The sequence below is a fragment of the Aquabacterium sp. NJ1 genome (assembly GCF_000768065.1).
Lineage (GTDB): Bacteria > Pseudomonadota > Gammaproteobacteria > Burkholderiales > Burkholderiaceae_C > Aquabacterium.
Genome location: NZ_JRKM01000001.1, coordinates 4230165 through 4257061, shown reverse-complemented (window position 1 = coordinate 4257061; position 26897 = coordinate 4230165). Strand labels below are relative to the sequence as shown.

Annotated in this window: 25 protein-coding genes and 7 tRNA genes; 11 read left to right on the top strand and 21 right to left on the bottom strand. The window is 64.4% G+C overall.

All coding sequences use genetic code 11. The annotated features are described in order from the left end of the window. Window positions 1-210 precede the first annotated feature (210 nt). From JY96_RS18275 to JY96_RS18265, 3 genes are all read left to right on the top strand, one after another. A complete protein-coding gene (locus JY96_RS18275; protein WP_035039624.1) occupies window positions 211-2229 on the top strand; it encodes an Ig-like domain-containing protein in 2019 nt (672 codons plus the stop codon). Window positions 2230-2485: 256 nt separating this feature from the next. Then, a complete protein-coding gene (locus JY96_RS18270) occupies window positions 2486-2812 on the top strand; it encodes a high-potential iron-sulfur protein (RefSeq protein WP_035039622.1) in 327 nt (108 codons plus the stop codon). After that, a complete protein-coding gene (locus JY96_RS18265) occupies window positions 2809-3021 on the top strand; it encodes a cysteine-rich CWC family protein (RefSeq protein WP_035039620.1) in 213 nt (70 codons plus the stop codon). The genes JY96_RS18270 and JY96_RS18265 overlap by 4 nt, the downstream gene beginning before the upstream one ends. 82 nt (window positions 3022-3103) lie before the next feature. On the opposite strand, the gene JY96_RS18260 is transcribed toward JY96_RS18265, so the two are convergent. The 5 genes from JY96_RS18260 to JY96_RS18240 form a co-directional block, all read right to left on the bottom strand. Continuing rightward, a tRNA-Thr gene (locus JY96_RS18260) sits at window positions 3104-3179 on the bottom strand. 29 nt (window positions 3180-3208) lie between these two features. Continuing rightward, window positions 3209-4216: a class 1 fructose-bisphosphatase gene (locus JY96_RS18255; protein WP_035039619.1), complete on the bottom strand. Its 1008-nt coding sequence runs from the start codon at window positions 4214-4216 to the stop codon at window positions 3209-3211. 42 nt (window positions 4217-4258) lie between these two features. Then, window positions 4259-6931 (bottom strand): aminopeptidase N, encoded by a 2673-nt coding sequence (gene pepN, locus JY96_RS18250; protein ID WP_035039617.1) that lies wholly within the window; start codon window positions 6929-6931, stop codon window positions 4259-4261. Window positions 6932-7009: 78 nt separating this feature from the next. Next, window positions 7010-8114 (bottom strand): peptide chain release factor 2 gene (gene prfB / locus JY96_RS18245; protein ID WP_152606569.1). Its coding sequence is split into 2 segments (ribosomal slippage): window positions 7010-8032 and window positions 8034-8114, totalling 1104 coding nucleotides; the frame shifts between segments, so codons are not numbered across the junction. An 89-nt stretch (window positions 8115-8203) separates the two neighbouring features. Further along, the gene (locus JY96_RS18240) at window positions 8204-9160 is read right to left on the bottom strand and encodes an alpha/beta fold hydrolase (RefSeq protein WP_035039613.1); all 957 of its coding nucleotides are present in this window, start codon (window positions 9158-9160) and stop codon (window positions 8204-8206) included. Window positions 9161-9322: 162 nt separating this feature from the next. Here JY96_RS18240 and JY96_RS18235 point away from each other — a divergent pair, with 162 nt between their 5' ends. The 5 genes from JY96_RS18235 to JY96_RS18215 all read left to right on the top strand — a co-directional run bounded on the left by JY96_RS18235 (window position 9323) and on the right by JY96_RS18215 (window position 14945). Continuing rightward, the gene (locus tag JY96_RS18235) at window positions 9323-12541 is read left to right on the top strand and encodes an EAL domain-containing protein (protein ID WP_152606568.1); all 3219 of its coding nucleotides are present in this window, start codon (window positions 9323-9325) and stop codon (window positions 12539-12541) included. 81 nt (window positions 12542-12622) lie between these two features. Further along, on the top strand, window positions 12623-13453 hold the full coding sequence (locus tag JY96_RS18230) for an acyl-CoA thioesterase II (RefSeq protein WP_035039611.1): 831 nt from the start codon (window positions 12623-12625) through the stop codon (window positions 13451-13453). After that, on the top strand, window positions 13446-14090 hold the full coding sequence (locus JY96_RS18225) for a chromate transporter (RefSeq protein WP_052162705.1): 645 nt from the start codon (window positions 13446-13448) through the stop codon (window positions 14088-14090). Before JY96_RS18230 ends, JY96_RS18225 begins: the two co-directional genes overlap by 8 nt. Beyond that, entirely contained in the window at window positions 14087-14629 is a 543-nt protein-coding gene (locus JY96_RS18220; protein ID WP_035039609.1) for a chromate transporter, read from the top strand. The genes JY96_RS18225 and JY96_RS18220 overlap by 4 nt, the downstream gene beginning before the upstream one ends. Before the next feature lie 25 nt (window positions 14630-14654). Continuing rightward, window positions 14655-14945, top strand: coding sequence for a GNAT family N-acetyltransferase (locus tag JY96_RS18215; RefSeq protein ID WP_035039608.1), 291 nt, complete (start codon window positions 14655-14657; stop codon window positions 14943-14945). A gap of 4 nt (window positions 14946-14949) precedes the next feature. Here JY96_RS18215 and epsI read toward each other — a convergent pair whose 3' ends face one another. The 6 genes from epsI to JY96_RS18185 form a co-directional block, all read right to left on the bottom strand. Next, window positions 14950-15618, bottom strand: coding sequence for an exosortase-associated protein EpsI, B-type (epsI, locus tag JY96_RS18210; RefSeq protein WP_161784358.1), 669 nt, complete (start codon window positions 15616-15618; stop codon window positions 14950-14952). A 33-nt stretch (window positions 15619-15651) separates the two neighbouring features. Continuing rightward, entirely contained in the window at window positions 15652-16527 is an 876-nt protein-coding gene (gene xrtB / locus JY96_RS18205) for an exosortase B (protein ID WP_035039604.1), read from the bottom strand. Beyond that, window positions 16524-17429 carry an EpsD family peptidyl-prolyl cis-trans isomerase gene (locus tag JY96_RS18200; protein ID WP_081961395.1) on the bottom strand — a complete coding sequence of 302 codons (906 nt, stop codon included), beginning with the start codon at window positions 17427-17429 and terminating at the stop codon, window positions 16524-16526. Before JY96_RS18200 ends, xrtB begins: the two co-directional genes overlap by 4 nt. A gap of 133 nt (window positions 17430-17562) precedes the next feature. Beyond that, on the bottom strand, window positions 17563-18087 hold the full coding sequence (locus JY96_RS18195) for an FxDxF family PEP-CTERM protein (protein ID WP_035039599.1): 525 nt from the start codon (window positions 18085-18087) through the stop codon (window positions 17563-17565). A 48-nt stretch (window positions 18088-18135) separates the two neighbouring features. Continuing rightward, window positions 18136-19500 carry a 3-deoxy-D-manno-octulosonic acid transferase gene (locus JY96_RS18190; protein WP_035039597.1) on the bottom strand — a complete coding sequence of 455 codons (1365 nt, stop codon included), beginning with the start codon at window positions 19498-19500 and terminating at the stop codon, window positions 18136-18138. Window position 19501: 1 nt separating this feature from the next. After that, a complete protein-coding gene (locus JY96_RS18185; protein WP_035039596.1) occupies window positions 19502-20890 on the bottom strand; it encodes a phosphomannomutase/phosphoglucomutase in 1389 nt (462 codons plus the stop codon). 171 nt (window positions 20891-21061) lie between these two features. Between JY96_RS18185 and JY96_RS18180 the strand changes: the two genes are divergently transcribed. The 3 genes from JY96_RS18180 to JY96_RS18170 all read left to right on the top strand — a co-directional run bounded on the left by JY96_RS18180 (window position 21062) and on the right by JY96_RS18170 (window position 23162). Beyond that, the gene (locus JY96_RS18180; RefSeq protein ID WP_035043564.1) at window positions 21062-22015 is read left to right on the top strand and encodes a DMT family transporter; all 954 of its coding nucleotides are present in this window, start codon (window positions 21062-21064) and stop codon (window positions 22013-22015) included. A 31-nt stretch (window positions 22016-22046) separates the two neighbouring features. Next, entirely contained in the window at window positions 22047-22550 is a 504-nt protein-coding gene (locus JY96_RS18175; RefSeq protein WP_035039594.1) for a MaoC family dehydratase, read from the top strand. A 255-nt stretch (window positions 22551-22805) separates the two neighbouring features. Beyond that, entirely contained in the window at window positions 22806-23162 is a 357-nt protein-coding gene (locus tag JY96_RS18170; RefSeq protein ID WP_035039592.1) for a hypothetical protein, read from the top strand. Here the strand turns inward: JY96_RS18170 and JY96_RS18165 are convergent. From JY96_RS18165 to JY96_RS18120, 10 genes are all read right to left on the bottom strand, one after another. After that, on the bottom strand, window positions 23156-23497 hold the full coding sequence (locus JY96_RS18165; RefSeq protein ID WP_052162704.1) for a thiosulfate sulfurtransferase GlpE: 342 nt from the start codon (window positions 23495-23497) through the stop codon (window positions 23156-23158). The two genes, JY96_RS18170 and JY96_RS18165, sit on opposite strands and share 7 nt — an antisense overlap. A 10-nt stretch (window positions 23498-23507) precedes the next feature. Then, on the bottom strand, window positions 23508-24461 hold the full coding sequence (gene draG, locus JY96_RS18160) for an ADP-ribosyl-[dinitrogen reductase] hydrolase (RefSeq protein ID WP_235333974.1): 954 nt from the start codon (window positions 24459-24461) through the stop codon (window positions 23508-23510). Then, window positions 24454-25278 (bottom strand): NAD(+)--dinitrogen-reductase ADP-D-ribosyltransferase, encoded by an 825-nt coding sequence (locus JY96_RS18155; RefSeq protein ID WP_035039590.1) that lies wholly within the window; start codon window positions 25276-25278, stop codon window positions 24454-24456. The genes draG and JY96_RS18155 overlap by 8 nt, the downstream gene beginning before the upstream one ends. A 15-nt stretch (window positions 25279-25293) precedes the next feature. Beyond that, window positions 25294-25776 (bottom strand): group II truncated hemoglobin, encoded by a 483-nt coding sequence (locus tag JY96_RS18150; RefSeq protein ID WP_035039588.1) that lies wholly within the window; start codon window positions 25774-25776, stop codon window positions 25294-25296. A 255-nt stretch (window positions 25777-26031) separates the two neighbouring features. Then, a tRNA-Asp gene (locus tag JY96_RS18145) sits at window positions 26032-26108 on the bottom strand. Window positions 26109-26161: 53 nt separating this feature from the next. Further along, window positions 26162-26237 (bottom strand) — tRNA-Glu (locus JY96_RS18140). Between the two features lie 56 nt (window positions 26238-26293). After that, window positions 26294-26369: transfer RNA gene (locus JY96_RS18135), tRNA-Ala, on the bottom strand. Window positions 26370-26472: 103 nt separating this feature from the next. Continuing rightward, window positions 26473-26549: transfer RNA gene (locus JY96_RS18130), tRNA-Asp, on the bottom strand. Between the two features lie 53 nt (window positions 26550-26602). Beyond that, window positions 26603-26678, bottom strand: a tRNA-Glu gene (locus tag JY96_RS18125). A 77-nt stretch (window positions 26679-26755) separates the two neighbouring features. After that, window positions 26756-26831, bottom strand: a tRNA-Ala gene (locus JY96_RS18120). Window positions 26832-26897 lie beyond the last annotated feature (66 nt).

Sequence of the window (26897 nt, the reverse complement as noted above, 5' to 3'; positions counted from 1 at the left end):
GACACCGCCCCGGTGACAGCGGGAAAACTCTTACTTTCGGGTGCCCCTCGAATTAGAGGGATAAAAACAGGCCATATCCGATCCTGAATATCAACGCACCCGGTATTTAAATTACCCCCCGTCGAGTATTCACCATCACCGCCTTGTAGAGGGCAGGTGAAGCTTGACAACGCCCTGAGCGCATACACGCCCACGTCGAGAAGGTTGAACATGTCCCCATCCTCCAAGATCATCACGCAAAAAGTAACTGCTAACCGCAAGGCCAAGGCAGGTATTGTTCTGGTCAGTGCCTGCACGCTGTTTGCGGCATACGCTGGCCGCCGCGTCTACTATGCAGACACCACTGCCCCCACGGCCTCGATCACGTCGCCTTCTGCCAGCACCGCAGTGAGCGGCGCCGTGGCTGTTGCCGTGTCGGCCAGCGATAACGTCGGGGTGACCAAGGTCGAGTTGTACGTCAATGGCGCCTTGAGCGGTAGCGTCGCCGCCAGCCCGTACGCCTTCACGGTTGACTCCAAGACCTTGGCCAATGGCTCGGCCACCCTGAAGGCCATCGCCTACGACAAGGCTGGCAACAAGGGTAGCTCCAGCACCGTGTCCGTGACCGTGTCCAACACCACGACGTCCGGCACCACAGGTACGACAACCGGCACCACCACAGATACGACAACCGGTACCACCACCGGCACGACAACCGGTACCACCACAGGTACGACAACCGGCACGACCACGGGCGCCACCACAGATGTCGCGATCACCACAGTCTGCCAGCCTTCAGGCTCCGGCACCGACTACCAGGTTGGCCCAGGCACCGGGCAACTCGCATCGCTGGATCTGGTCCCCTGGGACAAGCTGGTGGCCGGTGACACCGTTCGCATCTTCTATTCGACCAACCCCTATCGTGGCCACATCCTGCTGGCAGCCAAGGGCACCGCATCGGCCCCCGTACGCGTCTGCGGCGTCAAGGGCCCCAACGGCGAACGCCCCATCATTGACGGTCAGAATGCCGTGGCACGCAAGGGCCTGAGCTATGTCGGCGCCAGCGCCGGCAACATCCAGGAAAAGCGCGCCATCGTCATGGTGGACCGCCTGGGCACCCAGGACTGGGGCACCGCTTACCCCACCTACATTCAGATCGATGGCCTGGAGATCCGTGCTGCGCATCCCTCCTACACCTTCACCAACTCGGCGGGTGTCGTGCAGGCTTACGACAGCTTTGGCGGCTGCATCTGGGTTGAACGCGGCAAGAACATCACGATTGCCGACAACGTGATCCACGATTGCACGAACGGCATCTACTCCCGCTCGGTAGAAGTTGGCGCAGGCACCTCCACCATCACGGAAAACCTCCGGATCGCCGGTAACTACATCTACGGCAACGGTATCGTCGGCGACGACCACGAGCACAACCTCTACATCCAGAGCGTGCACCCTGTCTACGAGTACAACCGCATTGGTGCCCAGCGCGCAGGCGCCAACGGCGGCGCCATCAAGGACCGCTCGGTAGGCTCCATCGTTCGCTACAACGACATCAGCGAAGGCTCGCGTTCTCTGGACTTCGTTGAGGCAGAAGACTTCCCCACCACGGCGATGAGCTATGCCGATTACCGCACCACCTATGTGTACGGCAACATCATCACCAAGAACGGCTCGACCGGTTCGGCCATCCACTACGGTGGTGACCACTACTACTCCACGCCAGGCTCCAACTGGGGTGAACCGATCTTCCGCAAGGGCACGCTCTACTTCTACAACAACACCGTGACGATCACGGGCACCGTGACGGCTCCGGTCATCTTCCAGCTGTCCACCACGGAAGAGAAGGCCGAGATCTGGAACAACGTGTTCAACTTCGCCTCCACGGTGACCTCACCGGCCCTGCGCGCTGCCTGGGATGACGTCTACACCGCCTACTGGACGGCTGGCGGCACCTTCAACCTGGGCAAGAACTGGGTACCGAGCACCTTCTCGGATTCCGCTGGCCGCCCCGTTCCCACGACCCTGACCGGCTTCACCAACCTGATCAAGGGCACGACGTCTCCGACTGACAGCGCCACCCTCACTCCGCTGAGCGGCTCTACCATCGTGGACACGGCTCAGGCACTGCCCGCTGTTGTCGCCAACTATCCGGTGCAGTTCCAGTTCGACATGGCAACCTTCAAAGGCAAGACACGCACCACATTCGGCACGGCCAGCGACATCGGCGCCGTCGAACGGATGAGCAACTGATCGACTAGCCCCTTCACGCGGAGCCTCGGGCTCCCAACCAAGTGCCGCGCCCAGCGCGGCACTTTTTCTTTGGGCGCACGATTTCAGAACCTCTGGCGACGGGCATTGACACGCCCGCACTCACTTGTTCGCAGGCACCTGCTGAGCAAAAGCAAACAGCGCAGACGGTGTGTAAGGGGGTTCATATCGACATGCAAATGGAGCTGTGGAAACGAGCGGCGTATCATCCGCTTACCCCTCTTCTCGCCGCCTTGCCATGCCTGTTGCACGCGTCAACCGCCGTCTGTCACGCAGAGATTTCATCGCCCTGGCGCCCATCCTCGGTGGACTGGGTTGCTGCACCTGGGCCCACGCTGACCCGCTGCTGAAAGAGTCCGCCCCCGAAGCCCTGGCCATGGACTATCGCGCGGACGCCAGCACAGTGGACGCGGCCAAGTTCCCCAAATTCAAACTCGGCCAGACCTGCGCGAACTGCTCGCTGTATGCCGGCGACAAGGGCGCGGCCTCGGGCCCCTGCGGCCTGTTCATGTTCAAGGAAGTCACGGCCGTTGGCTGGTGCAATGCCTGGGAGAAAAAGGCATGAGCGTCACGGTCGACAAGGCCCTGCCCAACCACAGTTGCCCCCTTTGCGGCGGCCCGAACGCCTGCGCGGCAGCCGAGTCCGGCAAGCTGGACACGCCTTGCTGGTGTCGTGATGTGCGCTTCAGCGCAGAACTGTTGGCCCGGGTCCCCGAGCCGCTGAAGCACAAGGCGTGCATCTGCGCCGCATGCGCGACCAAGTCATCCACCTGACCCAAAGAACGTCGAGCGAGCCCCAAGGGCGTCGGCAACAAAAAAGCCCAGTCTTTCGACTGGGCTTTTTGCTTTGTTCAGATGGTGCCGGAGAAAGGAATCGAACCCTCGACCTTCTCATTACGAATGAGCTGCTCTACCGACTGAGCTACACCGGCTTCCAAGACCAAAATTCTAGCACGGCAATTTACTGTGCTTCACGGTGGTAGGCGGTCACACGCTCCACTTCGTTCTTCGAACCCAACACCACGCTCACGCGCTCATGCAGTTGCGTCGGGTTGATTTCCATGATGCGCTGCAGGCCGTTGGTCGAGGCGCCACCGGCCTGCTCCACCAGGAAGCTCATGGGGTTGGCTTCGTACATCAGGCGCAGCTTGCCGGGCTTGTTGGGTTCGCGCTTGTCCCAGGGGTACATGAAGATGCCGCCGCGAGTCAGGATGCGGTGCACGTCGGCCACCATCGAGGCCACCCAGCGCATGTTGAAGTCCTTGCCGCGGGGGCCTTCCTTGCCTTGCAGGCACTCGTCGATGTAGCGCTTCACAGGCGGGGCCCAGTGGCGCATGTTCGACATGTTGATGGCGAACTCCTTGGTGTCTTCAGGGATCTTGACGTCGCTGTCGGTCATCACCCAGGCGCCCATTTCGCGGTCGAGCGTGAACATCACCACGCCACGGCCCACGGTCAGCACCAGGGTGGTCTGCGGGCCATACACACAGTAGCCTGCGCACACCTGCTCGGTGCCCGCCTGCAGGAAACTGTCGTTGGTGACCTCGACGCCGCCCTTGTGCTTGAGCACCGAGAAAATGGTGCCGATGCTGACGTTCACGTCGATGTTGCTGGAGCCGTCGAGGGGATCGAACAGCAGAAGGTATTCGCCTTGCGGGTAGCGGTTGGGCACGGCGTGCATGTCATCCATTTCTTCGGATGCCATGCCGGCCAGGTGGCCGCCCCATTCGTTGGCCTCGATCAGCACCTCGTTGGCGATGATGTCGAGCTTCTTCTGAACTTCGCCCTGCACGTTCTCGCTGCCGGCGGTGCCCAGGACTTCACCCAGGGCGCCCTTGCTGACGCTGATGGCGATGCGCTTGCAGGCGCGCGCCACCACTTCGATGAGCAGGCGCAACTGCGACGGGATCTGAGCGTCGCCGCGCTGTTGCTCGATCAGGTACTGCGTGAGGCTGATGTGTTTGGTCATGGTCTTGACTCGATCTGAAAAATTGAAAAGGGGCACGGACGCTCAATCCTGCAGCGCGCGCGTGACGATCTCGCGCACGTCATCCGACAGCTCGGCCTTGGCGGCCACACGGCTGATGGCCTCGCGGGCCGCCGTGCGGTAAGGCTCGGCCAGGCGACGCCAGTGGTCCATGGCGCGGGCCAGGCGGGCTGCCAGCTGCGGGTTGATGCCGTCGATCTCGATGACACGGTCGGCCCAGAAGACGTAGCCTGCCGCATCCGTGCGATGGAAGGCCGCCGGGTTCATCTGGCACAGCGCCATCAGCAGGCTGCGGGCGCGGTTGGGCGTGCGCAGGGTGAAGTCCGGGTGCTGCATCAGGGCCTTGGCACGGGCAAAGACCTTGCCGTCCTTTTCCGGTGCGGTCGCTTGCAGCGTGAACCACTTGTCGATGACCAGGGCCTCTTCACGATACTGCTCGTGGAAGCGCTCCAGCGCCGGCGCGGCCAGCTCGGCGTGGCTGTGCACCAGCGCAGACAAGGCGCCCAGGCGGTCGGTCATGTTGGTGGCGTCCTTGAAACGCTGGAACGCCCGGCCCGGCCAGACCGGGTTGTGGCGGGTGATACCGTCCAGGGTCAGCATGCTCAGAGCCAGGTTGCACAAGGCGCGGCGGCCCGCACTGACCGCATCCGGCGAATACCCGCCGTTGTCCTGGTGGTGCTCGTAAGCCCAGGCCCAGTCCTCATGCAGGGCTTGCGCCAGCTGCAGCTTCATGGTTTCGCGCGCGGTGTGGATGCGCTGCGGGTCCACCACGTCGAGCTGTTCGGCCACATAGGCTTCGCTCGGCAGCGTCAACACCAGGTCCTTGAAGGCGGCGTCCAGCTCGGGGTGGCGCAGCACACCACGCATGGCGTCGATGAAGCGCTGGTCCAGCTCCGCGTGGCCATTGCCGTGCACCGCGCTCAGGATGCGGCGCAGGGCCAATTTCTGGGCCGCTTCCCAACGGTTGAAGGGATCCAGGTCGTGGCTGAGCAAGGTGAACAGCGCGTCGTCGCCCAGTTCGGTTTCCAGCACGACAGGTGCCGAGAAGCCGCGCAGCAGCGAGGGCACGGGCTCCACTGGCACATGCACGAAGGTGAAGGTCTGCGAGGCTTCGGACAGCACCAGCACCGCGTCATGGCCTTGCGGGGCCAGCTTGCCTTCGAAATGCAGGTTGATCTGGCGGCCATCCACGCCCACGAGGCCCATGGCCACGGGGATCACGGCGGGCTGTTTGACCGGCTGGCCAGGGGTGGCCGCCGCAGTCTGGCTCAAGGTCAGGGTATAGACCTGGCTGTCGGCGTCGTACACGCCATGGGCTTGCACGCGCGGTGTACCCGCCTGGCTGTACCAGCGCTTGAACTGGTCCAGCCGGTTTGCGAGCTCGCTACCCGGGTTGGCGTCGGCGATGGCCTGGGCAAAGTCGTCGCAGGTCACGGCTTGCCCGTCATGGCGGCTGAAGTACAGCGCCATGCCCTTGGCAAAGCCTTCGGCACCCACGAGCGTGTGCATCATGCGCACAACTTCGGCGCCCTTTTCGTACACGGTGGCCGTGTAGAAGTTGTCGATGGCCATGTAGCTGTCGGGGCGCACCGGGTGGGCCATGGGGCCCGCGTCCTCGGGGAACTGTAACTGGCGCAGCGTGCGCACGTCTTCAATGCGCTTCACCGCCCGGGCGCTCTGGCTGCCGGCCATGTCCTGGCTGAACTGCTGGTCGCGGAAGACGGTCAGGCCTTCTTTCAGCGACAGCTGGAACCAGTCGCGGCAGGTGACGCGGTTGCCCGTCCAGTTGTGGAAGTACTCGTGGGCGACCACGCTCTCCACATTGCCGAAGTCCACGTCGGTGGCCGTGGCCGGATTGGCCAGCACGAACTTCGTGTTGAAGATGTTCAGGCCCTTGTTCTCCATGGCGCCCATGTTGAAGTCGCTCACGGCGACGATCATGAAGCGCTCCAGATCCAGGCTCAGGTTGAAGCGGGCTTCGTCCCATGCGATCGAGGCAATCAGCGAGTTCATCGCGTGCTCGGTCTTGTCCAGGTCACCGGCGCGCACATAGATCTGCAGCAGATGATCCTTGCCGGCGCGGGTGCGGATGCGTTGCTCGCGGCGCACCAGGTCAGCCGCCACCAGGGCAAACAGGTAGCAAGGCTTGGGGTGCGGGTCTTCCCAGACGGCGTAGTGGCGGCCACCATCGATGGCGCCCTCTTCCACCAGGTTGCCGTTGGACAGCAGCACCGGGTACTTGCGCTTGTCGGCCTTGAGGGTGACCTTGAAGGTCGCCATCACATCGGGGCGATCCAGGAAATAGGTGATGCGGCGAAAGCCCAGGGCCTCGCACTGCGTGAAGAAGTTGCCGCTGCTGGTGTACAGGCCAGACAGCTGCGTGTTCTTCTCAGGCGTGCAGATGTTGCGGATTTCGAGCAGGAAGGGCTGCTGAGGCAGGTTCTCCAGCACGAGTTGCTGGTCCTCGAACCGGAAGGTCACCGGCTCACCATCGACCAGCACGCGGGTCAGGGTGATGTCCTCGCCGTCCAGGCGCAGCGGGGCACCGGGCTGGCTGACGTTGGGCTCCACGGTCATCTTGTTGATGACCAGGGTCTTGGCCGGGTCCAGATCAAAGGTCAGGTCGACCGTCTTGATCCAGAAGGCGGGCGCCGCGTAGTCTTCGCGGCGAATGAGGGTAGCGGTACCTTCACGCATGTCTGTGAGTCCTTTGGATGAAGAACTTCAAGGAAGCCCTGTGGGGGTGTAGGCAGGAGGCCTGCAGTGGCGTCAAACTCAGACGCCTTGCTTCAGGCTGGCTTCGATGAACTGGTCAAGATCACCATCCAGCACCTTCTGGGTGTTGGAGATTTCGACGTTGGTACGCAAGTCCTTGATGCGGCTGTTGTCCAGCACGTAAGAGCGGATCTGGTGGCCCCAGCCCACATCGGTCTTGGTGTCCTCCAGCTTTTGCTGCTCTTCCTGGCGCTTGCGCATCTCATGGTCATACAGGCGCGAACGCAGGCGCTTCCAGGCCACATCGCGGTTGCTGTGCTGGCTGCGGCCGTCCTGGCACTGTACGACGATGCCGGTCGGGATGTGCGTCAGGCGCACGGCCGAGTCGGTCTTGTTGATGTGCTGGCCGCCTGCACCACTGGCGCGGAAGGTGTCGGTGCGCACGTCGGCCGGGTTGATCTCGATCTCGATGGTGTCGTCGATTTCGGGGTAGACGAACACGCTGGCAAAGCTGGTGTGGCGGCCACCGGACGAGTCGAACGGCGACTTGCGGACCAGGCGGTGCACGCCGGTTTCAGTGCGCAGCAGGCCAAAGGCGTATTCGCCTTCGACCTTGATGGTGGCGCTCTTGATGCCGGCGGTGTCACCGTCGGTGATGTCTTCCACCGTGGCAGTGAAGCCCTTGCGCTCGGCGTAGCGGATGTACTGGCGCAGCAGCATGCTGGCCCAGTCGCAGGCCTCGGTCCCACCGGCACCGGCCTGGATGTCCACGAACGCGGGCAGCGGGTCGGCCGGGTTGTTGAACATGCGGCGGAATTCCAGCTCGCCCACACGGGCGGCCTGGGCCGTCACGTCGTCTGCAATGGCCTGCAGGCCGTCCATGTCGCCATCGGCCTTGGACATCTCGAACAGCTCGGCGTTGTCGGCCAGGCCGGTTTCCAGCTCGGAAATGGTCACGACCACGTTTTCAAGCGACTTCTTTTCCTTGCCCAGCTCCTGGGCGCGCTTGGGGTCGTTCCAGACGGAGGGGTCTTCGAGCTCGGCGTTGACTTCGCTCAGGCGGCGGGACTTTTCATCCCAGTCAAAGATACCTCCGTAGTTCGGCGGTCCGCTGGGTCAGGTCGGCAATTTGAGCGCCCAGGGCGTTGATGTGTTCGATGTCCATGTGGATCCTGCGGATGGGTTCGGGTCGTTGTTCAAGTCAAAAAGGCCCGGCAGTCGGTGACTGGAGCCTTTTTCAATCCGGCTATTTTCTCATGCGGCGGGGGGATTATCCAAAGGCGCCACATTCAGGAAGTTGGCGATGTGCACGGCCAGCTCCTCCGGCTGGTCATGGTGCAGCATGTGGCCGGCATCGTCGATGCTTTCCAGGCGGAAATCGGGCACGAGTTTCACGCGATCGAGAAACTCCTCGCGCGAAAACTTGCCGTTGAACAGCATGAAATACAGGGTTTGCGCCCCTTCCACGAACAGCACGGGGCAGTGGATACGCTGCAGGAATGCCCGCACCTCCTCGACGCGGTAGAGGATGGGCTGGGGGCGCTTGTGCGCCGGGTCCGCATTGATCACCCAGCGTTCACCCTGCTGGCGCGCCCAATGCCCGGCCAGCCACAACGCGAAAGGCGTGCGAAGGCGCGGGTTGTTGGCCTGCAGGCGCTTGGCCACTTCTTCCAGTGTGGCGTAGCCCTTGAGCTGAGCCGGCTTTTTGAGTTCGTCCAGCCACTTGACGTAGCGCTCTGGGGCCTCGGTGGCCTCGGTGGCGGGCATGCCGAAGCCCTCCAGGTTGACCAGGCGGCGGATGCGCTCGGAGCGCACCCCGGCATACAGCATGACCACGTTGCCGCCCATGCTGTGCCCCAGCAGGTCGATCTGCTGACCGGGCGCCAGCTCATCAAGCAGGAAGTCCAGGTCGCCCAGGTAATCGGCAAAGAAATAGCTGTCCGTCTGCGGGGTCTCGGTGAGGCCGAAACCTCGCCAGTCGATGGCCACGATGGGGCGCTCCGCCCAGCCGGGCTGTTGCCTCAGCGCATCAACCATGAACTGGAACGAGGCGGAGGTGTCCATCCAGCCATGCACCATCACCAATAAGGGTTGTGCGGGCGTCGCACGGGCCACATCCCCCCAGACAAACACGTGGTGCTTCAGGCCACGCGCAGTGACAAAGCGCGACTGGGCCGTTTGAACGGGCACATAGGCCTGTGAGCTGGACATAAGGGGCGCAACCTCCAAAACGTGAACAAGTACCGACACCGCAGGCCCCCTATAAGGGGGAGGCCCCGATTGCCAGCGCCCATCATCGCCGAAGACACTGTTTTTCACCTAAGCTGGCCTGCTCAGCGAAAAGAGACTCCACATCGAACGATTCCAAGGTCCGTGAGCGCCGTCATCCCATCCACCATGCAGCAGCAGGCCCCCGCCTCCCTCCCCGTGCCGGCAATGGGTCGTTTCGGCCCTATTGCCGTGTCCGTTGCAGCGGTTGCCGCCGTGAGCATGGGCTTGATCGCCTGGTCGCACATTGGCTGGCACCAGTTGCAGCAGCGCGCCCACGTGTTCGACACGCTGTTGTCCGAAACCCAGGCCCAGGTTCGGCAGAGCCAGGCCCTGGCCGAGCAACGCGTGCTGGGCCAGTCCGACATCAGCGACAGCATGGTGGACGCCCCGGCGGGCAAGGCGCAAGCCACCGTGCGCCAGTTGCGCGAGCAGGCGCCCCCCTCGCTGGACCCGGCCCTGGCGCAGCTGCAGGCCCGGATTGACCAGGCACGCCAGACCCTGAGGCAGCGACTGCAGGCACCGGTGTCCACGGACGCTGCCCGGCTGCAACACGCCCTGGCCGAGGTGGACGATGCCGCCAAGGTGGCCGCGCGCACCTGGGCCACCGAGCTGAACGAAGAGACCGAAGCCCAGCACCGCCTGGACAAGATCAACATGGGCCTGGTGGGCGGCATGACCTTGCTGCTGCTGACCTTGATGGGCCGCGCGCATCGGCAGCGCGAACAGGCGGCGGGTGCGCTCAAAGCCCGCGAAGCGCAGTTGCGTGCCTTCGCCGAGGTGCTGCCCGACCTGGCCTTCCACATGGATGCGCAGGGCCATTACCTGGACATCTACGGCAGCAACCTGCCCCTGCTGGGCCGCCCACGCGAAGCCCTGATCGGCCTGGGCCTCAAGGACATGTTCCCCGAGGAGCTGGCCGCCCGTTTCATGGGCGTGCTGCAGCAGACCCTGCAGACACGCACCACGCAGTTGCAGACCTTCACGATCCCCATCAACCGCGAGCGCCGCCATTTCGACAGCCGCTGCGCGCCCATCGGCGACACCAACGAAGTCGTCTGGATGATCTGGGACATCACCTCACGCCGCCAGATCGAACACCGCCTGCGCCGCAAGACGCGCATGTACGACTTCCTCAGTCACGTCAACCAGGCCATCGTGCGCTCGGAAGACGACCAGACCCTGCTGGACAAGGTATGCGAAGTCGCCGTGGACCATGGGCAGTTCCGCAAAGCCTGGGTGGCCCTGTTCGACGAGGACGATCGACGTCACCTCAGTTGTGTCGCCGTGGCCGGTGACGAGACGCCCCGCCACGCCAGCCTGAGCTTCGACCTGCTGGAGCTGGAGGCCGAAGACGCCACGCTGGACACGGCCCTGCGCCACGGCCGCACTTTCCGCACGAAGGACCTCAGCCAATGCGGACCACGCCCCACCTGGGCGAACGAGGCCGAGGCTGCGGGTGTACCCGGCTGCGTGGTCGTGCCCCTGCGCCGCGACAACCTGCTGGTCGGCCACCTGATCCTGCTAGGCAAGCGCGTGGACGATCAGGACCCGGACGAACTGTCCCTGTTCGAGGACTTGTCCGGTGACCTGTCGTTTGCCTTGCACAACCTGCACCGCGAGGCCCTGCGCGATGAAGCCGAGGAGCGCATCCGCCTGCACGCGGCAGCGCTGGAAAGCACCCAGGACGGCATGATGGTGCTCAGCCGCAACCGCGTGCTGGTCTCCATCAACCCCGCTTTCACGGCCCTGACGGGCTATGACGAGGATGAGGTCGTGGGGCGCTCACCCGAGTTCCTGCTGCCCGACCGCCCGGAAGAGACCCTGCTCGACATGCGCGGCGAGATGATCGGCAGCGGCTACTGGCAGGGCGAAGTGTGGTTCCGCCGCAAGAGTGGCGAGCTGTTCATGACCAAGCTGTCGGTCAGCGCGGTCAAAAGCGCCAAGGGCCGCCCCACCCACTTCGTGGGCGTGTTCACCGACATCACCCAGCTCAAGCAAACCGAAGAGCGCCTGGCCCGCATGGCCCACTTCGACCCACTCACCGAGCTGCCCAACCGCGTGATGATCCACCAGCGCCTGGCGCACGCCGTGAACCTGGCGCAGCGCCACCACACCCTGGTCGGCGTGATCTTCATTGACCTGGACAACTTCAAGACCGTCAACGACGGCCTGGGCCATGCCGCCGGTGACAGCCTGCTCAAGCAGGTTGCCCAGCGCCTGCGCCAGCGTGTGCGCCAGGAAGACACACTGGGCCGCCTGGGTGGCGACGAGTTCATCCTGGTGCTGGAACACCTGCGCCACCCCCAGCAGGCTGCGCACGTGGCCACCGCCATCCTGGAAACGCTCAACCAGCCCTTCACGCTGGATGGTGGCCAGCAGGTCTATGTGCGCGCCAGCATCGGCATCAGCCTGTTCCCGGCCGACGGCCAGGACGCCCCCGAGCTGGTCCGCAATGCGGACGCGGCCATGTACGAATCCAAGCGCCGCGGCCGCAACAGCTTCAGCTTCTACACCGAGTCCTTCACCAGCGACGCCACCTCGCGCCTGCAGCTGGAAACCCGCCTGCGCCGCGCTGTGGAGCATGGCGAGTTCGTGCTGCACTACCAGCCCATGATCAGCCTGGCCACCCGCAAGGTGACGGCGGTCGAGGCCCTGGTACGCCTGCGGACGCCTACCGAAAGCGACGTCTGCCTGCCTTCGATCAGCCCGACCCAGTTCATCCCCGTGATGGAGGAAACCGGCATGATCGTGGCGCTCAGCGAGTGGGTGCTGCAAGAGGCCTGCCGCCAGGGCAAGGCCTGGCTGGATGCCGGGCTGGATTTCGGCCGCATCGCCGTCAATCTGTCGCCCAGCGAGATCCGACGCGGCGGCGTGGTCGAACGCCTGTCGCGCATCCTCAACCGCACCGGCCTGCCGCCTGACCGCCTGGAAATCGAGATCACCGAAAGCGGCCTGATGGAGTCCGGCATGGGCGCCGAGCAGTTCCTGCAGATGTTGCATGCCCTGGGCGTGTTCCTGTCCATCGACGATTTCGGCACCGGCTACTCCTCGCTGGCCTACCTCAAGCGCTTCCCCGTGCACCAGTTGAAGATCGACCGCAGCTTCGTGCAGGATCTGCCCGGCAACGACAGCGACGCCCAGCTGGTCGGCACCATGATCTCGATGGCGCATGGCCTGCGCATGAACGTGGTGGCCGAGGGGGTGGAAATGCCGGATCAGGAAGCCTTCCTGGCCAGCCGCGGCTGTGATGTCGTCCAGGGCTACCTCTACAGCCGGCCCGTGCCCGCCGTCCAGCTTGAGCACCTGCTCGAAAACACCTGATCGCCCCTCGAAATCAGGCGTCAAGCAAAAAAAGCACGATCGTTCGATAATGAGCCTTCGTTCAATGACGCAGGTTCGCCCATGACTGACAACACCTCTGCCACACCCCTGGCCCAATTGCTGGCCAGCCGCCGTCGCGACGGCCACCGTGTGAGCTTTCTGGTCACACCCGACTGGGGCCAGGGCCGAACCACCTTTGGCGGCTTGCTGTCCGTGTTGGTCGTGCAGGCCATGCGTGATGTCTGCGGCGCCGACTGGCCGCTGCGCGCCCTGCAGACCAATTTCGTGGGCCCCGTGGCGCCCGGCGTCATGGACGTCGAGGTGACCCTGCTGCGCCAAGGCAAGAACGTGCGCCAGATCCAGGCCCGCGTCACCCAGCGTGACGAGCAAGGGCAGGAACAGGTCGGCGGCGTGCTGCTGGGCGTCTTCGGCACGGGCCGCGAGTCTGCCCTACCCCATCTGCGCCCCGAGCAGGAAGTCGTGGCCAAGGGGCCGGACGAGGTGCCGAAATGGCCCTTCGTGCCCAACATCACCCCGGCCTTCACCCAGCACCTGGACATCCGCCACGCCGACGGCGCCATCCCCTTCACCGGGGCCAAGGAATGGCACAGCCGCACCCACATCCGCCTCAACGAGGTCGAAGGCGTGGACGCCGAACTGCAGGCCGTGCTGCTGGCCGACGCCGGCCCCACCCCGGCGCTGGGCCAACTCAAGGGCTTTGCCCCCGCCTCATCCGTATCCTGGGCCCTGGAGTTGCGCCCGGTCGAAGTAGGTGACCCCAAAGGCTTCTGGCGCATGGACAAGGACGCGCTGGCCACCGGCGAGGGCTATGTCAACGAAAAAACCACCTTGTGGTCGCCTTGCGGTCAATTGGCCGCGCTGGGCTACCAGGTGGTCGCGGTGTATGCCTGACACGCCCGCCACGCCGGAGGGATCAGCGGGGGCCGAGGGCTCCGGCCTGGAGCGGCCCCACTCCCTCTGGCACCTGTTCGTGGCGTTCTCGGCACTGGCCATGCAAGGCTTTGGTGGCGTGATCGCCGTGGCCCAGCGCGAGCTGTGCGAGCGCCGGCGCTGGCTCACGCCGCAGGACTTTGTCGAGCTGCTCAGTGGCGCGCAGGTGCTGCCCGGCCCCAATGTGTGCAACCTGTCGCTGATGATCGGCGACCGCTTCTTTGGCTGGCGCGGCGCCCTGGTGGCGCTGGCCGGCATGATCGCGGCCCCGATGGCCTTGATGCTGGCCCTCGCGTGGTTGCTGGGTGAGGCCGCCAACGTGGGCCATGCGCAAGAGGTGATCAGGCATGCGCTGGCCGGCATCGCGGCGGTGGCCGCAGGCCAGATCGTCGGCACCGTGCTCAAGCTTGCTGCGCCGGTGAAAGACCACGTCCTGGGCTGGCCCGCCTGCGTCGCCCTGGCCGCGCTGGCTTTCGGGATGATGGCCTGGCTGCACTGGCCACTGGTCTGGGTGCTGCTGGGGCTGGGCTCACTGACCTGCGCGGGCACCTACGTGCTGCTGCGGCGTCGCACAACGAGCAAGGGCAGCACGGCATGAGCCCCCTGATGTGGTCACCCGATATCTGGTGGGCGCTGTTCGGCCACTTTCTGGCCTTGTCGCTCATGTCGATTGGCGGGGCCATCACGCTTGTGCCCGACATGCACCGCCGCCTGGTCGTCGACGCCGGCTTGCTCAACGACACGGATTTCACCTCGGCCATCGCCCTGGCTCAGGCCGCCCCCGGCCCCAACGTGCTGTTCGTGGCCCTGATGGGCTGGTACAGCGGCGGCCTGGGTGGCGCCCTTGTCAGCATGGTGGGCATCATGCTGCCCTCGACCACGCTGGCCCTGGCTGTGTCTCGCTGGGTGTCCACCCGCCGCCACTGGCTGAGCGTGCAGGCCTTCCAGGCAGGCATGGTCCCCGTGACAATCGGGCTGTTGCTGGCCACCGGCTGGCACCTGGCCCCGCCCATTCAGACCGAACCCAAGGCCTTGTTGCTCAGCGCGGTGATCGCCTTGCTGGTCTGGCGTACCAAGGTTTCGCTGATCTGGCTGGTGCTGGCTGGCGCCGTGCTGGGCGGGCTGGGCCTGGTCTGATCAAGACACTGATACCGTACCCATCATGAGCACTGAAGCAAGCCCCCTGAACATCGTCCACAAACCCGACATCGGCCGTTTTGAAGCCATCGTCGAAGGCCTGCGCTGCGAAGCCGATTACCGGCTGGATGGGCGTGTGGTGCGCATGACCCACACGGGCGTGCCGACACAACTGGAAGGTCGGGGCATTGCCGCCGCGCTGGTGAAGACCGCGCTGCAGTGGGCACGCGTCCAGGGCTACAAGGTAGACCCGATCTGCAGCTACGTGCACATCTACATCCGGCGCCACCCGGAGTGGCAGGATCTGGTCGCCTGAAGGCTCACCAGCCCAGCACGCGTTGCCGCTGCGCGGGCGTCAAGGCCTGCGCCATGGCCTGTGCAAAGTCGGCCTGCAGCTTGTAGGCGTGAGGCAGATCATCGTCCAGGCTGGAGATGCGAACCAGCAAACCGTCCGGGATGCCACCCGCCCCGCCTGAAGACAACTGCCTGAGCTTGAAGCGGGCTTCGTCCGCGATCACCTCGTTGCCCAGCAAGCGCCAGTAGGTGATGGGCTCCGGCCGCCCTTCCAGGCTGGCAAACAGGCGTGTCACGGGGATGGCCCGGCCCAGCATCTGCAACTCGCCCGGCTCAATGCGGGACACCGTGAACCCGCCCGCCTTGTAGCAAACCTCCGGCCGGTGCATCTGCAAGCCGACCGACTGCTGCCGGCCATAGGCCACGGACAGCATGATGCGGTAGCCAGCCGCGTCCATGTAGGTGCGCTCCAGCACCTGGTCGTACATCTGGAACTGGCGGGCACGCTCGAAAGCCGGGCGAATCAGGGCCGCCGCAGCCGGGTCCAGCCGCCAGGGCCCGAATTCGCTGGGGAACAGTTGCTCCAGCGGCGTGCGGGCTCGCGCTTGTGCCTCGGGCTGGGGCTTGGGCAAAAAGGCGTAGCTCAGCGCTGCCGTCAGCGTCATGAGGATAGCCATCAGCCAGGCGGTTTTCATGGGCGTGCGCATGGTCGGTGAGGTCTCTCGGGATCAGACCTGGGGCCCGGCCGGCGGGTCCGGCAGGAAGAAGCCCAGCACGGCGTCCACCATGCCGATCAAGGCCAGGGCCACCGCGAACAGCACGATCCCCGCGAAGTTGTGGATGAAGCCCTGCCCGACGGCATCACCAAAGTGGTAGGTCACCACCACCAGGATCATCACCCGGATGACATTGGCGAAGAAGGAGACCGGCACGGCAAACGCCGCCAGCAAGGCATTGCGCGCCCAGGACTGGTGGTTGACCAGGTAGCTGTACAGCAGGCCCATGGCCTCCAGGATGAACATGGAGTGCAGGCCGGCACAGGCCTCGGCCACCAGCAGCTGGTACTGCCCGGCCGTGATGACCACGCCGGATCGCCCCACCGGGTAGCCGACCGAACCCAGGATGACCGTGGCCAGCGCGGACACGGCTTCCTTGAGCGGCGCCGTCAGCATCAGCACGACGGAAAACGGGATCGGGATCATGAACAGCGCAAACAGCCACATGAACCAGGTCTGCCGCAGCCCCGCCCAGCCTTTGCAGGCCAGCAGGATGCTCACGCTGATCCACCACAAGGCCAGCATCTCGATGCGGATGAACTCCTGCGTCCGGCCAAAGGCGTAAGCCGCCAGACCCAAGGCCAGGCTGGCCCAGGCCCACCACGCCGAGGCGCGATCAGGCGAGGCGCCGATGGTGGGCCACTGGCGCCACATCAGCCAGGCCACCACAGCGAACAAAAGGAGCTCGTGCCCCTGGCTGTATGCCGACCACTGGCCAAACATGAAATCCCAGAAGCTGGGCACGGCCAGGGTCAGCCAGCCGGCGCCCACCACCAGCCAGAATGACCTGGCCGGTTGCGGTGCGGCCGCCACAGCGCCTGCCGTCATGGTGCGGAGGCACCCGACGGGGCTGATGCCGCATCGGCAAACGCACCCATGCGCTTGATCTTGGCCTTCTGTCGCAGGGCGTCCATGCCCTTTTGCACCAGCTCGCGGCGGGCGCTGGACATCAACGCTGCCTGGATCGCGTTGCTCGCCTGGCCGCTGCTCATCGGCACTTCTTCCGAGTTCAGCAGGGTCAGCACGACGAGGCCATCCGGACGAGGCACGCTGATTGACTGCCCATTCTTCAGATACGCCAGTTGAGACAGCAGATCCATGGGAATGCCTTCTGCCCACTGGACACTGTTGCGGCGGCTGTACGCCAGGCCACTGTCATTGATCAGGGTGTTGACGGCCTCCACGCTGCCCAGCTTCTCCACCTTGCCCTTGAGCTCAGCCACCTGGCCTGCAGGCGCCTTGACCACGGTTTCCTGCAAGCTGTACTGGCGACGCTTGGTAAACAACTCGGGGTGCGCGTCGTAGTAACGGTTGACGGCCTCGGTGTCGGGCATCATGGCCTTTTCGGCCAGTTGATCCTGGTAAGCGCGGGCCAGCACCTCGCGCTTGGCCAGCTCCATGGCCTGCAGCACGCGGGGGCTCTTGTCCAATCCCGACTGACGGGCCTCCTGAGCGGCCAGTTCCTGGTCGATGAGGCTGTCGAGCACGCGGCGCGGCCCGTTGGCCCCCAGTTGCTCCGCAATGGCGGGCTGCGCTGCCAGCATGGCCTCGACCTGGTGGATGGATATCTCGCTGTCGTTGACCTGGGCAACGATCTGGGACGTGTCCGCGCCGGCAGCCGCTTTGTCCTTGCCCGGACAACCGGTCAGCAACAACGCGACGCCAAGGCCAACGGCCCCACTCAACAAACGACCAGCCAGACGGGCAGACTCGCGACTCAAGCGATGCATGTTCAGGTGTCTCCTCAGAGGGCCGCACGACGGGCACGGCCTTGCACCATTATGTTCACAAGATGAAACGCACGATCCCAAAAACAAACGGACCCGAAGGTCCGTTTCGTTGGTCGGCGCAGGGAAGCGCAGATCAGCGGGCAGCGCGGCGGCGCACCATGTAACCCACGCCAGCCAGGCCGACGAAGGTCAGTGCCAGATCAGCGGGCTCGGGGGCAGCCGAGGACACCGAAGACGACACGGCCTTGATGGTGCCGCTGTAGCTGCCGTAGCCAGCGAACAAGCCCGACACCGAACCGTTCACGGCCATGGTGTAGCTACCGGCCGACAGGCCAGAGAAGGTGAAGGAGTTGGCCGTGGTGTCCTTGGCGATCACCGTCGACGAACCGCCAGCGGTCAGCGTCAGCGAGTTCAGCACCACATCCTTCGTGAAGAACAGGATGTAGGAGGTGTCGACCGTGGTGCCGGACACGGTGCCGGGATCAGCGATCGAGAAGGTGTAGTAGTCGGTGAAGCTGGCCTGGTTCGAGAAGAACGTGTTGCCGAACGTGGCACCCGTAGAGGTGAGCGCACCAAGATCCTCTGTCTTGGCTTGCACTTGCGAAGCCATGGCCGTAACGGCAAGGGCGACGGCGGCGAGGCGGGTGATGATGTTCATGGTTGGCTCACTCGATTTGGAATGTGAGTATTGTGCACGCTAATGTTTCTAAACGTTACCCCTAACGTGGGGGGGGAGGAACCCCCATATCAAGGCTGCCATTCCCTGGGCAGCGCCCCTGTGCTGGCGGGCGAAATCATTGGCTTTTTGTGCCATGTCAAATCGTGTTTCATCATTACAAAATGACACACTTTTCATAACGGCACCCATTACATCTGGCACGCGGTATGCAGCGCCCGCCGCCTCACTCAAGTCGGACGCGTCAGCAAAATTGAAGGTGTGGGGGCCCATGATCACCGGGCAGCCACATGCCGCAGCCTCGATCAGGTTCTGCCCACCCAGTGGCGCAAAACTCCCCCCCAGCAAGGCCACATGGGCTGCCGCGTAGTAGGCGGGCATCTCGCCCATGGAGTCACCCAGCCAGACCTCGGCCACCTTGGCTGCGGCGTCGGGCTGACCATCGGGCCAGCCACTGCGACGAGACAGCGACATACCCGTTTGGGTGATGAGCGCCGCCACTTCGTCGAATCGCTGGGGGTGGCGAGGCACGATCAGCAAGCGCGGTGCATCACCCAGTTGCGGCCAGGCAGGGGAGCGCCGCAAGGCCATCCAGGCATCCAGCAAACCTGGCTCCTCCCCTTCACGCGTGCTGGCAGCCAGCACGATGGGGCGCACCGAAGCTTTTGACCAGGCCTGGCCTCGCGCCAGCAAATCAGGCGCGGGTGACATGTCGAACTTGACGTTGCCAGACACCCGCACGTCCTGCGCGCCCATGGCCTTCAGGCGTCGGGCGTCATCGGGGGTCTGGGCCAGTGCCACGGTCAGGTTTTGTGCAGCCGGGCGCATCAAGGCAGCCAGCCTCTGGCCTTGTTTGAGGCTCTTCTCGCTCAGGCGGGCATTGGCCAGCACCATGGGCACGCCCATGCACCGGGCCACGTGCTGCACATTGGGCCAGACCTCTGTTTCCATCAGCACGCCCACGCTGGGCTGGTGCATGGCCAGGAAACGCCTGACGGCGCCAGGGGTGTCAAAAGGGAACCAGGTCTGCACATCGCCAGGCTGCAGCAAGGCACGGCCCGCCTCGCGGCCGGTGGCGGTACCGTGGGTCAGCAAGAGGCGCATGCCGGGGCGCTGCTGGCGCAAGGCCTGGATCAGCGGTGCGGCCGCCCTCGCCTCGCCCAGCGAGACGGCGTGTACCCAGACCACGGGCCGCGCGGGGCTGCCCATGTCCTTCTGCCAGGCTTGCCGGTAGGCCGCATCGTAGATGCCCAGGCGCTGCGGCCAGGCCTCCCGGTATCCGGGTTCGACCTTGCCACGCGACCAGATCCGCCAGAGGTAGGCGGGCGTGCCCAGGCGCAGCAAGAGGCTGTAGGCCTGCCGCGCCAGCCAGGGCTTCAAAGCGAGTGCCGTCAAATCAGTGTGCCGAAGCGCCCACGTGGGCGTCAGGCTTGACCGCCAGGATCTGCGCCATGAAGTGCTTCTGGATGCGCTCCAGTGCCTCTGGGGTGTGGCCTTCGAAACGCAGCACCAGCACTGGCGTGGTGTTCGAGGCGCGCACCAGACCGAAACCGTCCGGGTAGTCGGCGCGCAGGCCGTCGATGGTGGTCAGCTCGGCGCCCTCGAAAGTGGCCGTCTGGCGCAGTTTTTCGATCACGGCGTGGTGCTCGCCTTCGGCGCAAGCGACGTTCAGCTCGGGCGTGCTGAAGCTGGTGGGCAGCGCGTCCAGCACGGCGCTGGGGTTGGCCACCTTGCTGAGGATTTCGAGCAGGCGGCCGGCCGTGTAGGTGGCATCGTCAAAACCGTACCAGCGCTCGCCAAAGAAGATGTGGCCGCTCATCTCGCCAGCGAAGGGCGAGTTCAGCTCTTTCAGCTTGGCCTTGACCAGGCTGTGGCCCGTCTTGTACATCGTAGGCACACCACCAGCCTCGCGGATGGCAATGGCCAGGCGCTGGCTGCACTTGACGTCGAAAATGATCGGGGCGCCAGGTACGCGAGACAGCACATCCTGGGCAAACAGCATGATCTGGCGGTCCGGGAAGATGTTGTTGCCGTCCTTGGTGACCACGCCCAGGCGGTCGCCGTCGCCGTCAAAGGCAAGGCCCAGTTCGGCGCCATGCGCCTTCACGGCCTTGATCAGGTCCACCAGGTTTTCAGGCTTGGAGGGATCAGGGTGGTGGTTGGGGAAATCGCCGTCCACCTCGGAGTACAACTCGATCACCTCGCAGCCCAGGGCGCGCAGGATGCCGGGGGCCGAGGCGCCGGGGATGCCATTGCCCGAATCCACCACGATCTTCATGGGGCGGGCCAGCTTGCAGTCACCGGCGATGCGGTTGGTGTATTCGTCCAGCACGTTCACTTCGGTCAGGCCGCCGGCGCCGCTGGCGTAGTCTTCCTTCTCGATGCGCTGGCGCAGGCCCTGGATGTCGTCGCCGTAGATGGCGCGGCCGGCCAGCACCATCTTGAAGCCGTTGTAGTCCTTGGGGTTGTGGCTGCCCGTCACCTGAATGCCACTGTGGCAGCCCTCGGCGCCGCGGGTGGCGGCCACGTAGTACAGCATGGGCGTGGTCACGGCGCCCAGGTCGATCACGTTGATGCCGGTGGAACGCAGGCCTTTGATCAGCGCGCCGCTCAGCGAAGGGCCGGACAGGCGGCCGTCACGGCCGATGGCCACGGCCTTTTCACCCAGCTTGAGCGCTTCCGTACCAAAAGCGCGGCCCAGGTGCTCGGCCACGGCCTCGTTCAAGGTCTGCCCGACGACACCGCGAATGTCGTAGGCCTTGAAGATGGATGCGGCGACTTGCATGGTGATCCTTCGTTTGATGTGTGATGGTCCCGCCTGGCGGTGCCTGCGGCGAATCCGGTGATTTTAGAGATGCCTGCGTGACGGTTGGTGAATCCGGGCAACACTGGCCGCCTCCACCCCGTGAATCGAGGTACCCACCAGGGGTTTGACGAACTCGATAGGATGACACGCATGAAACCAAGGGACTTGATCGAATTGCTGTTTCTGGCCGCCGTGTGGGGTGGCTCTTTTCTGTTTCTGCGGGTGGCCTCGCCGGCCATCGGCCCCTTGGGCGTGGCGGCGTTCCGGGTCACCGGCGGCGCCATGATGCTGCTGCCACTGGTCGTGCTGCATCGCGAGGGCGCGGCCCTGCGTCGCCACCTGCCTCAACTGGTGGGGGCCGCCATCTTGTCGAGCATCCTGCCCTTTCTGGGCCTGAGCCAGGCCTCGCGCAGCCTGCCCGCGGGCCTGCTGTCGATCCTGAACGCCACCACGCCCATGTGGGGCGCCCTGGTCGGGTGGCTGTGGGCGCGTGAAAAGCTGTCCTTGCTGCGTGCCACGGGGCTGGCCTTGAGCTTTGCCGGTGTGGCCTTGCTCGCCAGCGACGGCCACCAGTTCTCGACCGAGGGGGCAGCCGGTGGCGCGATGCTGGCGCTGGGCTCCACCCTGATGTATGCGTTTGCCGTGCACTACAACAAGCGCTATCTGTCCACCCTCAGCCCCTTGACCAACAGTGCCGGCACCCTGGCGGTGGCCAGCGCCCTGCTGATCCTGCCGGCCCTGTGGGTGGGGCCGCAGCCAGCCCATGCCACCGCATCGGGGGATGCCAGCTGGGCACACGTGCCAACCGGCGCCTGGACGGCCCTGCTGACCCTGACGGTGCTGTGCACAGGCGTGGCCTACCTGATCTTTTACCGCTTGATCGACCGCATCGGCGCAAGCCGGGCGCTGACCGTGACATTCCTGATCCCGGTCTTCGGCATGATGTGGGGGGCCTTGTTCCTGGGCGAGCACATCACGACCATGATGCTGGCCAGCACCACGGTCATCCTGCTGGGCACCTGGTTGTCCAACCAAGGGGCGGCCTTGCCCACCCCTGTGCTGGATGAGGCAGAACCTCGCCTGGCCACCCACAAACATCAGTGAGCCCCATTTTTCAAAGCCACAAGGATCACGCATGAGCGAACACGCGAGCGCCCCGACACCACGTCAACCCCGGTGGTACTGGGAGGACCTCACCGAAGGCCTGAGCATGGAGTTCGGCCCCAAGAAGGTCGAGCGCGACGAGGTGATTGACTTCGCTACCAAGTTCGACCCCCAGCCCTTCCACCTGAGCGAAGAAGCCGGCAAGGCCTCCCTGTTCAAGGGGCTGGCGGCCAGCGGCTGGCACACCGCCGGCATGGTGATGCGCATGATGTGCGACGGCTTCATCCTGGATTCGAGCAGCCTGGGTTCGCCCGGCCTGGACGGCCTGAAGTGGCTCAAGCCCGTGCTGGTGGGCGACGAGATCCGTGCCCGCATGCGCGTGCTGGCCACCCGCCCGATGAAGAGCAAACCGCATGTGGGCCTGGTGCAGACCGTGTGGGAGGCCGTCAACCAGCGCGACGAGGTCGTGATGGTGATCGAGAGCTGGGCCATGTTTGGCCGTCGCGAGCCTGCGCCGCCACCGATGGAAGGCTGAGCCCAAAGGCGGCCACGCAGGCCGACTTGCCGATTGACACGAGCCGTGCCGTGTCGGTTTTGTCCTGATTCGGACAAGCCTTGTCTGACACCTGCCAAAAATGCCCAGACCAAACGGCTGGTTGGGCTTGGTCAGGCTGGGGTGCTGGATGGTGCATCGCGTTGGCACAGGTCTCGCAATGTCCTTGGCGTCGCATGAGCGGCCCACGATGAAACTGCACCTCAACGCGGCCATGCCGGCGTGGAAAGCTGAAACATGTACCACCGCTCGCTCTATGACATCGTGATGGAGACCGGTGCCTCCATTGGCCAACTGATCCAGGCGCTGCAAAGCGAGGACGAGCTGTTCGCCAGCACCCTGACCTTGCGTGCCATCGAGGCGCAATTGCTCATCATGGCGCACACCCTGGGCAACGTCACCCCTGCCCTGCACCAGCGCTTGATCGAGGTGGACTGGAACGGCTGGACGGTGCTGCACGACAAGCTGCGGCACGGCGTCGAGCCACGTCGCAGCGAGATCTGGTATGCCGTCAGCGCCCTGGTGCCTCAGACCATGGCGCTGCTGCAGGACCTGCGCCGCAAGCAACCCGTGTGGTTCGAGCTCGGCTACTGAGCTCGGCCAGCAAGCCCAGCCCCGGCCCCTGACGGCTGCCAGGCATCCCATCCGCCGATCAGGTCGGCCACCCGCTCGAAGCCGAAATCGATGAACATATGGGCATAGGTCTGGCTGGCATTGCCGTGGTAGCAATAGATGAAGACCGGCCGGCTTCGGGGCTCGTGCATCAGCAGGTGCTCATGGTTGCGCCCATCCAGCCGCAGGCTGCCAGCCAGATGGCTCTGGGCGTGATGGCGCTCATCCCGGGCATCCAGGATCAAGGCATCGGGATGGGCCTGCAGCCAATCAACCAGATCGGCCGCGCGCAGGCGTTGGAAGCGGGTTGGGCTCATGGTGGTGTGCTCACGGCGCCAAGGCCAAGGCCAGCAAGGCGCTGGTCTGTTCGGTCACGGCCATGCGAATCGACCTGTCCAGCTTGTTGAGCCAGCGCTTGGGCAAGGCCTGCGCACCAAATCGAGCACCCGCCAGCATGCCGACCAGGGCGCCCGTGGTATCGGCATCACCGCCCTGGTTCACCGCCCCGACCACGGCTGATTCGAAGTCCGCTGCCGCAAAAAAATGATGCAGCACTGTCTGCACGGTATCGACCACATACCCGGTTGCCCGCCCCGGATAAGGCTCATAGCTGAACGAGGGGTGGCGGGCCGTCAGATCCCGTGCAATCGCCTTGCACGCTGGCAAGGCCATCAAGGGCTCGGCTTGCGTCAGCATGACGTGCAGCATCTGCCCGAAGGCCAAGGTGGCCGCGTCTGACAAGGGGTGGTGATGCGTGATGTGCGCCTGCGCCATCGAGGCACTGCGCAGCACCTCAGGCCGGCCCAGCGTGGCGAGTGCCACCGGCAGGTTGCGCATCAACGCGCCATTGCCGCCATCGCCATCATGGGGCGGCCCCTCCAGCGTGCCCTCCGTCAGATAGCGCACGATGCCGCGCCGGCAGGTGTTGCCGCAGTCCACCGGCTGGCCGCGCCACCAGTCCACAAAGGCATCGGCCATCAAACCGCGGTCGAATGGGCGGCCTTCACGCTGTGCGCGCAAGAGCGCCTCACCCAAGGCCAGGCTCATGGTGGTGTCATCGGTCACCTGCCCTGCCTTCAATTTCAGCCAGCCGCCGCCGGTGATCTCCCGGTGGACGCCGTGGTGGTGCACGATCTCGCGCGGCGTCATGAACTCAACCGTCGCACCAAGGGCATCACCCAAGGCGAGGCCCAGGTAAGCGCCCAGGGCATGGTCGAACAGGCGCACTCGGCCCATGGCCACAGGCACCCGGTCAGGCTGGCGCTCCAGCACGTCATGCATAGCGAGCCTCGACCTCGTAGCGGCCGCCAATGGCCAGCACCTCGCCTTCGCCCGACAAGGGCACCTGCTTCAGCAAGCCGGGGTAGAACAGCAACTTGACCAGCGGCACCTCGGCGCGCAAGAGCCAGTCGCCAAAGCACTCGGCCTGGTCTGAGCTCGTGGCGAAGCTGACCAGGTTGTTGAGTTGCACCATCAGCTTGCGCCGGCCAGGCCCCAAGGCGCCGTCCACGATCTGCTCGTCACAACGCGTGATACCCCGCCACAAAGGCACATGGGCTTGATCACCAAAGGGCTTGAAGCGCTGCAGCGCCCACTGGCAGAACTCGTAGAGCAGATCCAGTTGCTGGTGGATGCAGTTGTTGTGAAAACGGCTGGAGGCCTTCTCTTCGAGATAACGCACCCAGGCCGCAGAGGGGAAGCGCGCCAGGCGAGCATGGTGGAAACAAGGCACTAGCCCGAAACGACTCTCGACCCAGCCTTTGAGCACCGCGCCCGCCTGCCCATTGCTGTCGACACCCCAGCTTTGCAACAGCTTGATATAGCTGGCACGCCAGCGTCGCGCCTCCGCGGGTGAGCGGGGCTCAGCCGCCGGCTGCAAGCCAAAGACCAGGCTCAGATAGTGCACGAACATGTCGCTGGCCTCCTGGGGCTCGCGGCTGGTGTCCAGCAAGGCAAAGAGGCCGGAATGGGCCTCCCGCGTGCCGACGATGTGCAGCGCGACCGGGTGCGCATTGAACTCGGTGCCGGCCAGCACATGCGCAGGCAGGCCAACCAGATTGGTCGTGTACCAGGTGTGCGGGTGCTCGACATGGCTCACGGCTGTTGATGCGGCTCAAGGCTGCGAGCTGTGCGGTGCGGCCACCGCATCGGCCTGCATCTCGCGTGGCCTGCCCGGGTGCGGACGCGTGCCACCGCTGTCGTCCGTGTTGCGCATGAAGTCGGCCACTTTGTAGAAAGCCGCTTCCAGCTCCATTTGCAGGGCAGCATCGGTACACACCTCGCTCAAGGCCTGCCTCATGCACGCCATCCAGGCATCACGCTCCGCCGCGTCGATGGCAAAGGGCTGATGGCGCCTGCGCAGCATCGGCGCGCCCCGCTCGGGTGTGTAGTGTTTGGGGCCTCCCATCCACTCGCAGAGGTAATTCACCAGCACACCCTTGGTTGAGCGCAAATCGGGCTCATGCATGGCACGGATGGTGGCGGCTTCCGGCAAGGTGTCCATGGCTCGGTAGAAGGCATCGACCAGGCGCACGATAGCGTCATGTCCACCTAGGCGGGCATAGTGCGGGTTCTGCGAGGGTGAAACGGTGTGCATGCAAGACTGCAACGCAACAGTCGTACCACCTGCACCAAGGCCGGCGCAGGAACACATGAGACCAGCGTAAAGCCCTGGGAAATGAAGCCCTCGACGCACAACGGCCCCGTGGGGCGAACTTGCCTGGAATAAGCAGGTTTGTAAGATTTCAAACAAACCCAACGCGCGCCCCACAAAACCGGATGCCTCACGCCAAGGATAGAAGCACGCATAGCAAAAAGCCCTGACGCTTGCGCATCAGGGCTTTGCATTTTTTGGCGGAGTGGACGGGACTCGAACCCGCGACCCCCGGCGTGACAGGCCGGTATTCTAACCAACTGAACTACCACTCCGCAGTGGCTGACAACTGCGCTGATCTTGCGATCAGCCAAGTGCTGTCAAAACTTGGCGTCCCCTAGGGGATTCGAACCCCTGTAGTCACCGTGAAAGGGTGGTGTCCTAGGCCTCTAGACGAAGGGGACTGAAACTACATCAAACCTGAAACCGACTCTGTGCCATGTTGACGCCACCGGTTGAATGGTGGAGGTAAGCGGGATCGAACCGCTGACCTCTTGCATGCCATGCAAGCGCTCTCCCAGCTGAGCTATACCCCCATCGTGCACACATGGTGTTTCACGGCAGGGCGCCAAACTGGCACCGAGACTGTTTCGTTTTCCGGACCTTGCTGTGTCACCAGCAAAACCCATTTAAAGAGCTTGGCGGAGTGGACGGGACTCGAACCCGCGACCCCCGGCGTGACAGGCCGGTATTCTAACCAACTGAACTACCACTCCGCAGTGGCTGACAACTGCGCTGATCTTGCGATCAGCCAAGTGCTGTCAAAACTTGGCGTCCCCTAGGGGATTCGAACCCCTGTAGTCACCGTGAAAGGGTGGTGTCCTAGGCCTCTAGACGAAGGGGACTGAATCCTTCATGCAACCTGATCGACGCTGTACCCGGCAACACTGCAACCAGACCACCTCTTCAGCTTTTGGCTGTTTGGTGGAGGTAAGCGGGATCGAACCGCTGACCTCTTGCATGCCATGCAAGCGCTCTCCCAGCTGAGCTATACCCCCGTTTGATTACTCTTTCGAGCCATCTTTCAGGTTGCCCGGCTGCCTTGTTGTTTCGAACAAAGCGTC